13 protein-coding genes are annotated in these 12405 nt (G+C 72.1%); 10 read left to right on the forward strand and 3 right to left on the reverse strand.

The genetic code is table 11. The features are described from left to right. Positions 1-57 precede the first annotated feature (57 nt). Entirely contained in the window at positions 58-696 is a 639-nt protein-coding gene (locus QP090_RS32880) for a sulfotransferase family protein (RefSeq protein ID WP_285943556.1), read from the reverse strand. 182 nt (positions 697-878) lie between these two features. Here QP090_RS32880 and QP090_RS32885 point away from each other — a divergent pair, with 182 nt between their 5' ends. Next, positions 879-1067, forward strand: a complete 189-nt coding sequence (locus tag QP090_RS32885; RefSeq protein ID WP_285943557.1) for a YegP family protein — start codon at positions 879-881, stop codon at positions 1065-1067. A gap of 99 nt (positions 1068-1166) precedes the next feature. On the opposite strand, the gene QP090_RS32890 is transcribed toward QP090_RS32885, so the two are convergent. Continuing rightward, positions 1167-1385: a hypothetical protein gene (locus QP090_RS32890; protein WP_285943559.1), complete on the reverse strand. Its 219-nt coding sequence runs from the start codon at positions 1383-1385 to the stop codon at positions 1167-1169. A gap of 89 nt (positions 1386-1474) precedes the next feature. After that, positions 1475-1786, reverse strand: coding sequence for a hypothetical protein (locus tag QP090_RS32895; RefSeq protein WP_285943560.1), 312 nt, complete (start codon positions 1784-1786; stop codon positions 1475-1477). Positions 1787-2249: 463 nt separating this feature from the next. On the opposite strand from QP090_RS32895, the gene QP090_RS32900 reads away from it, so the two are divergent. The 9 genes from QP090_RS32900 to QP090_RS32940 all read left to right on the forward strand — a co-directional run bounded on the left by QP090_RS32900 (position 2250) and on the right by QP090_RS32940 (position 12367). Beyond that, positions 2250-3470 carry a hypothetical protein gene (locus tag QP090_RS32900; RefSeq protein ID WP_285943561.1) on the forward strand — a complete coding sequence of 407 codons (1221 nt, stop codon included), beginning with the start codon at positions 2250-2252 and terminating at the stop codon, positions 3468-3470. A 448-nt stretch (positions 3471-3918) separates the two neighbouring features. Beyond that, positions 3919-4458, forward strand: a complete 540-nt coding sequence (locus tag QP090_RS32905; protein ID WP_285943563.1) for an FHA domain-containing protein — start codon at positions 3919-3921, stop codon at positions 4456-4458. 169 nt (positions 4459-4627) lie between these two features. Next, positions 4628-5833, forward strand: a complete 1206-nt coding sequence (locus QP090_RS32910) for an ROK family transcriptional regulator (protein WP_285943564.1) — start codon at positions 4628-4630, stop codon at positions 5831-5833. Positions 5834-5877: 44 nt separating this feature from the next. Continuing rightward, positions 5878-7206 carry an ABC transporter substrate-binding protein gene (locus tag QP090_RS32915; protein ID WP_285943565.1) on the forward strand — a complete coding sequence of 443 codons (1329 nt, stop codon included), beginning with the start codon at positions 5878-5880 and terminating at the stop codon, positions 7204-7206. Between the two features lie 2 nt (positions 7207-7208). After that, positions 7209-8183 carry a carbohydrate ABC transporter permease gene (locus tag QP090_RS32920; RefSeq protein WP_285943566.1) on the forward strand — a complete coding sequence of 325 codons (975 nt, stop codon included), beginning with the start codon at positions 7209-7211 and terminating at the stop codon, positions 8181-8183. Next, positions 8180-9103 carry a carbohydrate ABC transporter permease gene (locus QP090_RS32925; protein ID WP_285943567.1) on the forward strand — a complete coding sequence of 308 codons (924 nt, stop codon included), beginning with the start codon at positions 8180-8182 and terminating at the stop codon, positions 9101-9103. The genes QP090_RS32920 and QP090_RS32925 overlap by 4 nt, the downstream gene beginning before the upstream one ends. Positions 9104-9108: 5 nt before the next feature. After that, positions 9109-10356 carry a 6-phospho-beta-glucosidase gene (locus tag QP090_RS32930; protein ID WP_285943843.1) on the forward strand — a complete coding sequence of 416 codons (1248 nt, stop codon included), beginning with the start codon at positions 9109-9111 and terminating at the stop codon, positions 10354-10356. Beyond that, positions 10356-11390, forward strand: a complete 1035-nt coding sequence (locus QP090_RS32935; RefSeq protein WP_285943568.1) for an N-acetylglucosamine kinase — start codon at positions 10356-10358, stop codon at positions 11388-11390. Before QP090_RS32930 ends, QP090_RS32935 begins: the two co-directional genes overlap by 1 nt. Positions 11391-11437: 47 nt before the next feature. Further along, positions 11438-12367 (forward strand): TIGR03619 family F420-dependent LLM class oxidoreductase, encoded by a 930-nt coding sequence (locus QP090_RS32940; RefSeq protein WP_285943569.1) that lies wholly within the window; start codon positions 11438-11440, stop codon positions 12365-12367. The last annotated feature ends 38 nt before the right edge of the window (positions 12368-12405 follow it).

Below are 12405 nucleotides of genomic sequence, written 5' to 3' on the forward strand. Positions count from 1 at the left end.
GCGGCGCGGTGCCGGCGTCCGGACACGGACGGCGCCGGCACCGCGGTGGTCGGCCTGCTATGCCTGGTCGAACCTCTCCATCATCATCGCGTTGATCGCGGCGCGGTCGTTCAGGCGGGGGAACTCCTCGTCGGGCACGGGAACGCCCAGGAAGGAGCAGAGCGGCTCCCAGCCCTGCGCGACCTCGAACACCAGCAGGCGCTCCGCCGGGATCTCCCGGCGGACCGTCTCGGTGTGCTCCTCGAAGACGCCGATGGCGTGGGCCCGGTCGGCGAACCGGCCGCCGAACGTGTCCTCCCACACCGCCTTGTCGGCGATGGCGCGCACGCTCCGGTAGACCCCCGACGGGTCCGGCGGGGCGGGCCGCCGGGTGAACTGGTAGATGCTGTCATGGACGCTCTCCCACCACTTCCCCGGATCCCGGACGGTGAGGATCATCTTGGCGTCCGGATAGGCGGCCGACAGCTCCCGCCAGTAGCCGGCGCTGGGCCAGTCCACGCAGGACCGGTACCCCTCGAACACGACGTCCCAGTCGACGTCCTCGCCGCGTGCGACGGGCATCCACAGATCGCCCTGCGCCGAGTTCTCGACCAGCTCCAGCATGTGATGGCACGGACCGAAGCCGAGTCGTTCCAGGGCAGCCTTCATCGACAGCGTGCCGGTGCGTCCGAACCCGGCACCAATGACCTCGAGCACAGAGAAGCTCCTTTCGTCGGGGCGCTCCTCCCAGCATCTCCGACACCGTCGGCGCCGGACAGTCTCTTGGGCGTCGTCTCCCGGTGAGGCGGGGGTGGCGGACGGGCCGCACATGGCCCCGACACTCCCAAACCTTCACCAAACAGCGTTGTTCTCACAGGTCCAGCGGGTAGCCGACGGCTATGGCAGCCAAATTCGAGATCTTCAAGGACCACGCCGGCGAGTTCCGCTTCCATCTCAAGGCCCCCAACGGGGAGATCATCGCGGCCAGCCAGGGCTACACCACCAAGGATTCCGCGCTGAACGGCGTCGACGCGGTCCGCCGCTCCGCCGAAGCACGCGTCGAGGACCTGACGACCTCCACCGCCTGACCCCTCGGCCGCCGGCCCGGTTCAACGAATCGATCGCCGGGGAGATCGTCCGGCGAGGCACCGGCGCCATGCCCCACCTGCTCTGACGAGCCGGCCCGGCTAGTCGACGGCGCTCTCAGCGCTCTCCGGGTCGCTGTGCTCGATCGAGATGAAGTCGGCGTACTCACGGAGGTCGTCCTCGTCGAGCCACACCCGCATGAACACATGCGCGTGCGTGTCGAACCGGATCTCGATCACCTCGGGGTCGCTGCTGTACGGCACCCACCACCAGCGCGTCACCCAGATTCCGCTGCCGAGCGAGTGCAGAAGTTCGGCCATCCGCCGTCGGTGCTCGGCTGACGCCGTGGCCGACCACTCGGTGACCAGTGCCCGAGTCCGTGTGGTCGGTCGCAGCCGCCGCCGCATGGCTACCCCTCGAGTCGCCTCGCCATGTCCGCGAAGCTCACCTCGGCCGGCTCGCCTGGAACGTCGCGGGTCTCCCGGATCGTCTGACGCAGGTCGGTTGTCGACTCGAGCCGGACCATCCCGTCAACACTCTCCGCAAACCGCACCAGGTGGTCAACATTCTCCGTCCGGCCATACACGGCCACGACCTGCGCAAGCGACCGGAACAGGTCCCGCCGCTCACCCGGCGTGAACGCGTCCCACACGGCCATGGCCTGCACCATCACCGGATCCTCGGCCGATGGGGCACCCGGACGCGTGAACTCGACAGCCACAACGAACTCCCTCCGCGGGCACCCTCTTGCCCGGCTCACCGTAGAGGCAGCGCCGAGATCCGCAAGAGCGCCGCACCGAACCGATATCAGGCTGGCCAGAGTGGGACGATGCCGACCAGCCTGCGCGGTTCCTCGACCGGCACGCCGACGCGCAGGTCCTCTCCCTCGTCCTGGAGTCGCGCCAGGTCTTCCGCCATGTCGGCGTCCTTACCGCCGGCCGGGCGGATGCCGCCGCCGGGGCACCGGCTCGTCACTCTTCGCCAGAGAGGACCGGTCGCAGCCGAACAGTCGGTGATCGCGAACCTCGTTGGCGGTTTCGGAGTCAGACACCGGTATGACCGCCCCCGCCTCCCCTACATCCCCTGAATCCCGCCCGGACGCGACCGCGGAAGTCAGCACGTCAACCCCCCGTACGAGCAACCGACGGCAGCGCGGGCTGATCGCGGGTGCCGTGGGAGTCGCCTTGCTCCTGTCGGCCGGGGTCGTGGTTGTCAGCGCCGGCTCGGGTGACGATGAGGGCGACGGCGGGCCCGAGTTCGCGGCGATCCCGAAAATCTCCAAGAATCACCTCGCCGCAGCCTTTGCCCCCGCCATCCAGATGCCCAGGAAGTGTGACGGCCTCGTCTCTCGCAAGACGGCCGCCAAGGTGGCCCCGCAGGCGAAGGCGGCCAAGATCAGCGGCCTCAGCGCGTCGGATCGTCTGGGCTGCGTCTGGCGATCCAATGATCAGGCGAGGGACGTCGGCGGAAAGAAGCGAGTTCTTCAGGCGTTCGTCACACGGTCGGAATCGGTACCCGGCGCCATGGAGTCGTTCAGGCAGGAACGGGATATGGCCTACACGTTCTTCAAAAACAAAACAAACGTGGAAGACAGGCGGCGGCCAAAGCCGGAGAGCCTCACGGGCGTCGGCGAGGAAGCGATCTACTACGGCGCGGAAACCTGGGGTGCGCATTCCTACGTCACTGTGGTATTTCGCGTGAAGAACATCACCGTCAAGGTCGAGTACTTTGGCGAAGACCATTCCGGTGGCCGGTTGACCCTGCCTCCGATGGAGAGCCTGCGGCCTCGCGTGTTCGCTGCGGCGGTGGACGCCGCCCGGAACCTGGGGTCCACCGCCGGAGCCGAGCCGAAGATCACGAAGCCTGCGGGAGGGACGCCGCCGCTCGGGAAGCTGCCCGGGCCGTGCGGGTTGGTCACCAAGGCGACCCTGGACAAGCTGGGCGGCCCCAAGCCGGGAACTCCGGTGCACAAGGACAGGAACCTCGGCTTTGGGAAGGGGCTGCAGTCGGGTACGGAAATCGCGAGTTGCGAGTGGGTCCAAGAGGCGGGTCTCGGTGGATTCACGGCGGCGAGCATCCGTACTCCCGATGAGGTTCCGGGAATCGGCGCGGACATCGCGAAGCGCCGGCACTGGTCCAGATTCCCTGTTTCCCAGGACAACAAGAATTTCAGTCTGCTGCGCGGGCCGGGCGAGGAGGCGTCCATCAGATCGCTTGACTACGAGAACTGCCCTACCCGGCCGAGGGACAGGGGATGCGCGGAGCTCAGCTTCCGGATAAGCAACGTCCTGGCGACTGTCTGGTACGCGGGCAGGACAAAGGACGGAGAATACTTGTCGTACGACCAGATGGCCCGCCGTGCCTATGCCGTCGCCACCGACGTCGCCAGATCGATGCCCCGTTGACGGCCGTCTCTTCAGCGCGGGTCGGGCGTTATGCAGGACCTGGCGAAGTTGGGCGGCGTAGGCGCGCGGTGCGCGGTGCTGCCGTTGTGGCCCGCTGCGCGTCTGGATGGACGAGGACGGGATACCGGAGATCCTCGAACGGGACCGCCTCGGACGCGCGATGCCCGGCATCGGCGGCACCTGCGCACACGTGTCCGACCACATGCGGGCCGAGTTGGTCGCGGCGCTCCAGACGCGGCCGGCGGAGACCCGGCGGAGACCCGGCGGAGACCCGGCGGAAGATCGTCTCCCAATCGTCTCCCGACCGCTCCGCAGGCGAAGGGGCTCGAGACGGGCGAGAGCGAACTTCCCGTGTCCAAAGGGCGTCTAACATGCCAGAGTGCGCGTGATCAATGATCTTCTACCTTCTCGCTAGACAGTAAACGACAGGATCTGGATACTCACAGCTATGGACGGTCAGCCCTCATATCCGGTGAGAGCGTCCGACATGGAGCGGGACCGGGCCCTTCAGATGCTCGGCGACCAGGTCGCCGAGGGCCGGATGTCGAACGAGACGTTCGAGCGCCGTGTCGACCAGGTGCTGCGCGCCCGCAGCCAGGCCGAGCTCGCCGACATCGTGCACGACCTGCCGCCCACCGGCAGGGTGGTCAACCGGCTCACCGGCATCATCTCCTCGGTGTCCCAGGCGACCGCGCGCATCGAGGCGGCCTGGCGGGCGCCGCGGCTGCCCCGGTTCATGCTCCCCCCGGCCGGCCTGACCCGCATCGTGGTCGGCCGCGCGCCGGGCTGCCAGTTCATCCTCACTGACCTGACCGTGTCGCGGTTCCACGCCGAGATCTACCAGGACGAGGAGTCCTGGATGGTCTCCGACCTCGGCTCGATGAACGGGACCCGGGTGAACGGCTGGCGGCTGACCGGCCCGGCCCGCGTCCGCGCCGGCGACGAGGTCGGCTTCGGCAACTCCAGCTTCATCGTCGCCGCCCCCTGAGGCACTCCTGAAGCGCCCCCCGAGCCGCTCCTGAGCCGGACCCGTGCCGCCCCGGCGCGGAGTGCGCGGCCGGTCCCGGCCACACCACCTCCCTTGACCCGTTCGTAAGGGTTGTTTACTTTCTCGTCCAAGTTAGGAAACCTTCCTAACTCAGGAGGGAGCGGCGCCCGTGCCGACGCCCACGCCGGGAACCCCCAGCATGCTGCGGGCCATCAACGACCGCGCGGCCCTGGAGGCGCTGCTGTCGCGGGGCCCGCTCACCCGGCCGCAGCTCTCGGACCTGACCGGCCTCTCCAAGCCGACCGCGTCCCAGCTCCTGGCGCGGCTGGAGGAGGCCGGGCTGGTCGTCCGGGACGGGATCCGCGAGGGGCTGCCCGGCCGCACCGCCGGGCTCTACCGGATCAACCCGGGGGCCGCGCACGTGGCGGGCGCCGACGTGACCCCGGCCCGCGTCCTCGCCCGCGTCGCCGACCTCACCGGGACGGTCGTGGGCGAGCACACCCTGCCCACGCCGGGCCGGTCCGGCGTCGACGTCGTGGCCCGGGTCGGCGCCGCGCTGGACGGAGCGGCCGCGGCGGCCGGCCTCACCCGGTCCCGGCTGCGGCGCGCCGTGATCGGCATCCAGGGCGCGGTGGACCCGGGCACCGGCCGGCTCGGCTACGCCGCGCACATCCCCGGCTGGCACGTCCCCGGCCTGGTCGGCACGCTCACCGCCGGCCTCGGCCTGCCGGTCGCGATCGAGAACGACGTCAACCTGTCGGCCCTGGCCGAGCTGGCGGGCGGGCAGGCCGCCGGGGCGGGCGACTTCGTGCTGCTCTGGGTCGCCGACGGCGTCGGCATGGCCGTGGTGCTGAACGGTGCGCTGCACCGGGGCGCCACCGGCGGCGCGGGCGAGATCGCCTACATGCCCGCGGCCGGCGGGCCGCGCGACCACGACGCGCGGCTCGCCCACACCGGGCGCGTGCAGGGCCTGACGGGCGGCGCGGCCGTGCTCAGGCTGATGCGCGAGCACGGCTTCCGGGGACGCGACGCCGCCACCGCCCTCACCCGCGCCGCCGCGGCGGCCGGAGCCTCCGAGAAGGCGCCGGACGGGCCCGCGGAGGCGGCGCTGGCCGAGCTGGCCGCGCGGCTCGGCACGACCCTGGCGGCCGTCGTGGCGGTCCTGGACCCGGCACTGATCGTCCTCACCGGCGAGGTCCTGCGGGCCGGCGGCGAGCCGCTGCGCGCGCGGGTCGAACGGCATCTGCACGCACTGGCCGTCCCGCGTCCCGCGGTGCGGCTCAGCTCCCTCCAGGACAACCCCGTCCTGGCCGGGGCGCTCCAGCAGGCCCTCCAGGAGACCCGCGACGAGGTCTTCTCCGACACCACCTCCTGACCCGACGGCCGCCCCGGCCGTCCCTCCCCCGAAGGAGAACCGGAGTGCGCACCCCCACACCACGCCGGATCACGGTGGCCCTGGCCGCCCTGGGCCTCGGCCTCACGTCCGCCTGCACGGCCGGCGGCGGCGGCGGAACCGGCGGCGGCCCGAAGACCGACGAGAAGCAGACCCTCCAGGTGTGGCACGGCTGGAGCGCCGACCACGAGGTCAAAGGGTTCGAGGACGCGGTCGACGGCTTCCGCAAGCTGCATCCGAACATCACCGTGAAGGTCACCGGCAACCAGACCGACGACCAGATCACCAACGCCATCCGCGGCGGGAACCCGCCCGACGTCGTCGCCTCCTTCACCACCGACAACCTCGGGCAGTTCTGCCAGAGCGGCGCCTGGCAGGAGCTGACGCCGCGGCTGCGCGAGGACGGCGTCGACCTGAACATGTTCCCGAAGGCCGTCCAGGACTATACCCAGTTCAAGGGCAGGCGCTGCGCCCTGCCGCTGCTCGCCGACGCCTACGGCCTCTACTACAACACCGCGCTGATGAAGGGGAACGCGCCGCCCAAGACCATGAGCGAGCTGACGGCGCTGGCCAAGAAGCTCACGGTGCGCGCCCCGGACGGGACCATCAAGGTCGCCGGGTTCATGCCGTCGGTCCAGTACTACGAGCACACCCCGCAGCACATCGCCACCAGCTTCGGAGTGAAGTGGCTGACCCCCGCCGGCACCGCGAACTTCTCCAAGGACCCCGCGTTCAAGGCGTACCTGAAGTGGGAGAAGGACCTGCTCGACTGGTACGGCTACGACAACGCCAAGAAGTTCATGCGGAGCATGGGCCAGGAGTTCGAGGCGTCCAACCCCTTCCAGAAGGGCAAGGTCGCCATGGCCGTCGACGGCGAGTGGCGCACCAAGTTCATCCAGAAGGAGGCGCCCGCGCTGGACTACGGCACCGCCCCGCCGCCGGTCTCCGACGACCGGGCGGCCCAGTACGGCGGCGGCTTCACCCTCGGCACCATCATGGGGATCCCGCGCGGCTCCAAGCACGCCGAGGCCGCCTGGGCGTTCGTCAAATACCTCGCCACCGACACCGGCTCGCTGGTCACCATGGCCAACGCGCTCGGCAACGTGCCGAGCACGCTGCCGGCGCTGTCGTCGCCGGGACTGAAGCTGCCCGCGCAGTTCGGGACGTTCCTCAACGTGTTCAAGCACCCGGCGACCACCACCAGCCCGTCCAGCCCGAACGGCGGCGACTACCTCGTCCAGCTCCAACGGTTCGTCCAGGACGAGTGGGAGACCGGCAAGGTCAAGGACCCCGACCAGGGGCTTCGCGACCTCGACGCGAAGGTCGACAAGGCGCTCGAGCTGGCGGGCGGCTGAGGATGGCCGCCGTCACCGGCGCCTCCGCGGCGGCACCGCGCGGGCGGACGGCCGGCGCGCGGGCGCGGCGCCACCGCCGGCTCCGGGTGCTGGCCTTCCTGTCGCCGTGGCTCATCGGCTTCACGCTGTTCTTCGGGTATCCGCTGCTGGCCACGGTGTACTTCTCGTTCACCCGGTACGACCTGTTCAACCTGGAGTACGTCGGCCTGACCAACTACCGGTACCTGTTCGGCGACCAGGACGCCCGGCGGTCCATGCTCAACACGCTGTGGCTGGTCACGCTCATGGTGCCGCTGCGGGTGCTGTTCGGGCTGGGCGCGGCGCAGCTCCTGGCCCACCTCAAACGCGGCGGCGGCCTGTTCCGCTCGATCTTCTACCTGCCCTACCTGGTCCCGCCGGTGTCGGCGACGGTCGCGTTCGTGTTCGTGCTGAACCCGGGGACCGGGCCGGTCGACCACCTCGCGGACCTGGCCGGGATCCCGCTGCCCGACTGGTTCAACGACCCCGACTGGAGCAAGCCCGGCCTCGCGCTGCTCGGCCTGTGGGCCGTCGGCGACGTGATGATCATCCTGCTGGCCGCCGTGCTGGACGTGCCGCGGCAGCTCTACGAGGCCGCCGAGATCGACGGTGCAGGCCCCTGGCAGCGGTTCCGGCACATCACCCTGCCCACCGTCTCCCCCGTGCTGGCGTTCGCCGCGGTGACCGGAGTCATCCAGACCCTCCAGTACTTCACCCAGGCGATGGTCGCGGGGAAGGTCGCGGCCGGGCAGAGCGACCAGCCCGGCACCCAGCTCGCGCCCGGCTACCCCGGCGGCTCCACGCTGACGTTCCCGCAGTACCTGTACGACGAGGGGTTCCGGCAGTTCAACATGGGCTACGCGTGCGTGCTGGCGCTGCTGCTGTTCGCCGTCGCGATGCTCTTCACCCTGCTGCTGCTCCGGCAGTTCCACTCCTTCGCCGACGGGGAGGCGTCATGACCGGCACCGCGGCCCGCGCACTGACTCGCACCGCGGCCCGCGCACTGACCCGCACCGCGACCGCGCCGGCAGGCGGCCGTCCGCGCCGGGGCCCCGGCGGCCCGCGCGGGCGCCGGGCGCTGCTGTGGGTGGCCGCGCACGCGGTCGCGATCGCGCTGTCGCTGATGTTCCTGGCGCCCCTGCTGTTCATGTTCCTCACCGCGGTGATGTCGGACGAGCAGACACTCAGCGGCGACCTGTGGCCCGCGCACTGGCAGTGGGGCAACTTCACCGAGGTGCTGTCGGGCGACATGGCGCGCTGGCTCGGCAACAGCCTGCTGTACGCGGTGCTCGGCACGCTGTTCATGCTGCTGTCGAGCGTCCCGGTCGCCTACGCACTGGCCCGGTTCAGGTTCCGGGGCCGCAAGGTGGCGTTCGTGCTGGTCATCACCACGATGATGCTGCCCCCTCAGATCACCGTGGTGCCGCTGTACATCGTCTGGGCGCGGTTCGAGCTCACCGGGACGCTGTGGCCGCTGATCCTGCCGCTGCTGTTCGGCGACGCCTTCTCCATCTTCCTGCTACGGCAGTTCCTGGTGACGATCCCGCGCGACTACGCCGACGCGGCCCGGGTGGACGGCTGCGGCGAGTTCACCACCATGGTGCGGGTGGTCCTGCCGATGGCGCGGCCCGCGCTGGCGGCGGTGGCGCTGTTCCAGTTCTTCTACTGCTGGAACGACTACTACGGGCCGCTGGTGTACGCCAAGCCCGACGCCTGGCCGCTGGCCGTGGGCATCGCCACCTTCCGCGCGGCGCACAACGTCGAATGGAACCTGACCATGGCCGCGACGCTGCTCACCGTGCTGCCGGTGATCGTCGTGTTCCTCCTCGCCCAGCGCGTCTTCGTGCAGGGCATCACACTGACGGGAGTCAAGGGTTGAAGCTGGTGGTCGTCGGGGGAGGCTCGACCTACACCCCGGAACTGGTCGACGGGCTCGCCCGTACGCGCGCGGAGCCGCAGGTCGGCGAACTGGTCCTGGCCGACCCGGACGCGGAACGGCTCGCCCTGGTCGGCGGCCTGGCCGCCCGGATGTTCGCCCGCGAGGGCCATCCCGGGACGGTCCGGACCACCACCGACCTCGACGGGGCGGTCGACGGCGCCGACGTCGTGCTGCTGCAACTGCGGGTCGGCGGGCAGGCGGCCCGGCACCTGGACGAGACGATCCCGCTCGCGTGCGGGTGCGTCGGGCAGGAGACCACCGGCGCGGGCGGGCTCGCCAAGGCGCTGCGCACCGTCCCGGTCGTGCTCGACATCGCGGCCCGCGTCGCCGCCCGCGCCCCGGACGCGTGGATCGTCGACTTCACCAACCCCGTCGGCATCGTCACCCGGGCGCTGCTGGACGCCGGGCACCGCGCGGTCGGGCTGTGCAACGTGGCGATCGGCGTCCAGCGGCGCTTCGCCGCGCTGCTGGGCGTCCCCCCGGACCGGGTCGAGGCGGGCCACGTCGGCCTCAACCACCTCACCTGGACCCGCTCGGCCCGGGTCGACGGGACCGACGCACTCCCCCGGCTGCTGTCGGAGCACCTGGACGCGGTCGCCGCCGGGACCGGGCTCCCCGCACCGTTCATCGCGCGGCTCGGCGCCGTCCCGTCCTACTACCTGCGCTACTTCTATGCGCACGACCAGGTCGTGGAGGAGCTGCGCGGCTCGCCCTCACGCGCGCAGGAGGTGGCGGCGCTCGAGCGCGAGCTTCTGGCGATGTACGCCGACCCGGCCCTGGACACCAAGCCGGCCCGGCTGGAGGAGCGCGGCGGCGCCTTCTACTCCGAGGCCGCCGTCCAGCTCGTCGCGTCCCTCCTCGGCGACCGGGGCGACACCCAGGTGGTGAACGTCCGCAACGGCGGCACGCTGCCGTTCCTGGACCCGCGCGCCGTCATCGAGGTCCCGGCGCGGATCACCGCCGCCGGGCCGGTGCCGCTGCCCGTGGACCCGGTGGAACCGCTCTACGCGGGACTGATCGCGCACGTGTCGGCCTACGAGGAGCTGGCCCTGGACGCGGCGCTGCGCGGCGGCGCCGACCGCGTCGCCGCCGCCCTGCTGGCGCACCCGCTGGTCGGGCAGGCCGGCACCGCCGAGCGCCTCGCCCGCGACCTGATCGCCGCCAACCGCGCCCACCTGCCCTGGGCCACCTGATGCCGCCGGTGCTGGTCGCGGTCGACGGCGGCAACAGCAAGACCGACGTGGCCGTGGCCGGGGTCGGCGGGGAGCTGCTCGGCACCGCCCGCGGCGGCGGGTTCCACCCGCACCTCGGCGGCCTCGGCCCCGCGGTGGACGGGCTGACCGCCGCCATCGGCGGCGCGCTCGACGCCGCGGGCGCCGCGGCCGGCGACGTCGTCCACCTGGCCGCGTACCTGGCGAACGTGGACCTCCCCGACGAGGAGGAGCGGCTGAAGGGGCTCCTGCTCGCCCGCGGCGTCGCGCCGGACGTCACGGTCGGCAACGACACCTTCGCCCTGCTGCGCAGCGCCGCCACCGAGGGCTGGGGCGTCGCGGTGGTCTGCGGCGCGGGCATCAACTGCGCGGGCGTGGCGCCCGACGGCCGCACCGCCCGCTTCCCGTCCCTCGGCGCACACACCGGCGATTGGGGCGGCGGCGGCGAGCTCGGCCGGGCCGCGCTCTGGCACGCGGTGCGCGCCGAGGACGGCCGCGGCCCGCACACCGCGCTGTCGGCCGCGGTCGCCGCGCACTTCGGCGTGGACCGTGCCATCGACGCGGGCCTCGGCGTCCACCGGGGCCACATCGCCGAGAGCCGGCTCACCGGGCTGGCGCCCGTCCTGCTCGACGCCGCCGCGGCCGGCGACCCGGTCGCGCTCGGTGTGGCGGGACGGCTCGCCGAGGAGGTCGCGCTGCTCGGCTCGGTCGCGCTGCGGCGGCTGGATCTGCTGGAGATCCCCGCCGACGTCGTGCTCGGCGGCGGGGTGCTGGCCGCCCGGCGCCCCGTCCTGATGGACGCCGTTCGGGAATGGTACTCGCGCCTGGCGCCGCGGGCCCGGCTCGTCGTCCCCGGCGAACCGCCGCTGCTCGGGGCCGCCCTACTCGGCCTGGACCATCTGGCCGCCCCGCCCGCCGCGTACGCGGCGCTGCGCGCCGCGTTCCATCGCCGGACGCCCCCGGTGCAGGCGCGGACCGTGCTAGATCATCGAGGTGCGCCGGGGCACGGGCCTTGACGCTGTAAGGCGCGGCCCGGGCGGAGATAGGGTCGGACCTTTCGACGATGACGAGGAGGAGCGCCGTGCTCATCGGGTTCGCCGTGCCGGTGTCGGGAGCGTGGGCCACCCCGGCCAACCAGGTGCTGATCGCCCAGCGGGCCGAGGAGCTCGGCTACCACTCGCTGTGGACGCTGCAACGGCTGGTCAACCCGGCCGACACCGCCGACCACACCTACCGCAACGTGTCCGATCCGCTGATCACCCTGGCCTACCTCGCCGGGTACACCAGCCGGGTCCGGCTCGGCGTGGCCATCGTCAACGTCCCGTTCACCTCGCCGCCGCTGCTGGCCAAGCAGGCCGCCACGCTCGACCATGTCACCGGCGGGCGGCTCGACCTCGGGCTCGGCCTCGGCTGGATGCCCGCCGAGTTCGCCGCCACCGGCGTGCCGATGGAGCGCCGCGGCGCCCGCGCCGAGGAGTTCGTCGCGGCGCTGCGCTCGCTGTGGGCCGACGAGGTGAGCGAGTTCCACGGGGAGTTCTACGACATCCCGCCGGTGCTGTTCGACCCCAAGCCGCTCCAGTCGCCCGAGCCGCCGATCCTGATGGGCGGCTCGTCCGAGCCGGCGCTGCGCCGCGCCGGCCGGCTCGCGGCGGGCTGGGTCAGCTCCAGCCGCGCCGACCTGGCCGGGATCGGGCGCTCGATCGAGATCGTCCGGGAGTCGGCCGAGAAGGCCGGCCGCGACCCGGCGGCGCTGCGGTTCGTGTGCCGGGGTGCGGTCCGGGTGCGTCCCGCGGGCGCCCCCGGCCGCCGGCCGCTGACCGGGTCGCACGAGGAGATCCGGTCCGACTTCGGGGTGCTCGCCGAGCAGGGCGTGACCGAGCTGTTCGTGGACGTGAACTTCGACCCCGAGCTGACCGGTCCGGACGCCGACCCCTGGGACTCGATGTACCTCGCGCGCGAAGCGCTGGACGCCTTCGCCCCGCCGCGGCTGTGACCGGTGCGGCGGGGCCCGCCGGGCCCCGCCGCCGGCGG

Origin of the sequence: Actinomadura xylanilytica (assembly GCF_030283145.1) — a bacterium.
GTDB classification, from domain to species: Bacteria; Actinomycetota; Actinomycetes; order Streptosporangiales; family Streptosporangiaceae; genus Spirillospora; species Spirillospora xylanilytica.